Origin of the sequence: uncultured Campylobacter sp., from assembly GCF_938031315.1 — a bacterium.
GTDB lineage: Bacteria > Campylobacterota > Campylobacteria > Campylobacterales > Campylobacteraceae > Campylobacter_B.
Map to the genome: position 1 here is coordinate 1 of NZ_CALHHT010000133.1, position 1,410 is coordinate 1,410.

Genomic DNA, 1,410 nt, shown 5'->3' on the forward strand with positions numbered 1-1,410 from the left:
CTTAATTACTACTCGCCGAAAGATTTCAGCTACGATTACAGATCGAAAGAGTTGTAGCGGTTCGCGTTTTGCTATGCGGTGCGCCAGCTTGGGCTTTTTTAAGTAGGCATGCAAAAGACTTTCGACCAGACGGCTTTGAGCGAATGTGTAAAAATGCCCTAATCTACGTGCTGCCACTCCTAATTTGACTATGCGCGTTGGAGCGCGTAAAAGCGCGCCTTGTTTTAGCGCTATATTTTAGAATTTTTTAGAATTTTTTATAATTTTGCGAGCGACATGGCGGCGAAATTTTGAAATTTTAAAGCGAGCAAAATTTTGAAATTTTTCGGCGCGAAATTTTAAAATTTACGGCTTGCGGAATTTAAAATTTCGCCTCTTTGCCACTCTGTGCGAAATTTGGTAGCGGTAAAATTTGCAGATAAAATTCCACGCCTAAAGCCGACGAGGGTGCGACAAGATTATTAAGATTATACTTAAAGGCAAAATTTGAAAACCGAACTAGAAAATCCCGCGCAAGAAACCTTGGCGCAAAACCGAAAAAATTTTAACAAAAATCGCTTCAGCGCGCGCAGTCTGTGGCTGATATTCGCCGCGATTTTTAGCGCGGTCGCGGCGACGTTTTGCTGCCTGCCCGCGCTTTTATTTTTGATTTTCGGCGCGAGCTTTTCCATTTTTTCGGGCGCGGAGGCGCTGGAAGGTTACCGCGCGCCGCTTTCTGTGTTAGCGCTTTTTTGCTTCGCGCTCTCGGCGTTTTTCTTTTTCAAAAAGCCGCGCGCATGCTCGTCTACATCATCAACATCGGAAAGCATTTTCTGATGCTTGTTCTGAGCGTCGGGAAAGCCCTCTGGCGGATGTGGGAGAGCTTTCCCAAGGGGGTGAAAATAGCCACCGCCGCACTGGCAGGGCTTGCGCTTGTCATGAAGGCGAACCCGCTGACTCGCATGATGCTCCTCGTGAGCACGCTGCTCCTCCTCATTGACGATTACTATGGTCACATGGAGGGCAAGCAGTCGGCGTTCGGTGAGTATTGGGACAAGCTCAACGAGTACATCGAAACGGCAAAGAAAAAGTGGGAGGAGTTCTCCGGCGCGGTGTCGGATTTCTTCGACCGCGTCCAGGGCTCGAGTGCGCTGAATGATTTCATTGCAGAGGTCAAGGATCTCGGCCACGCCATCTGGGAGCTCGCAGAGACCTATGCTGCTGCATGGGTTGAGGAAGCAAAAGAGCTCTACGCATCCATGGAGAAGCACGGCGCAGTCGACGGGTTGAGCGAAGCAATCGGAAAGCTCTGGGGGATGTTCGAATCTCTCCTGGGCACGGTGAAGGACTTCTTCCGATGGTGGAAGCGCCTTCTAGGTGAGGTGCGCCGAACGAAGGAGTACCACGACCTCATCGACGCGGTGGGTGAAC

1 protein-coding gene is annotated in these 1,410 nt (G+C 50.1%); it reads left to right on the top strand.

The features are described 5' to 3' along the window. Positions 1–776: 776 nt before the first annotated feature. A partial coding sequence (locus Q0236_RS03715; protein WP_297915255.1) for a hypothetical protein occupies positions 777–1,410 on the top strand: 634 nt, incomplete at its 3' end.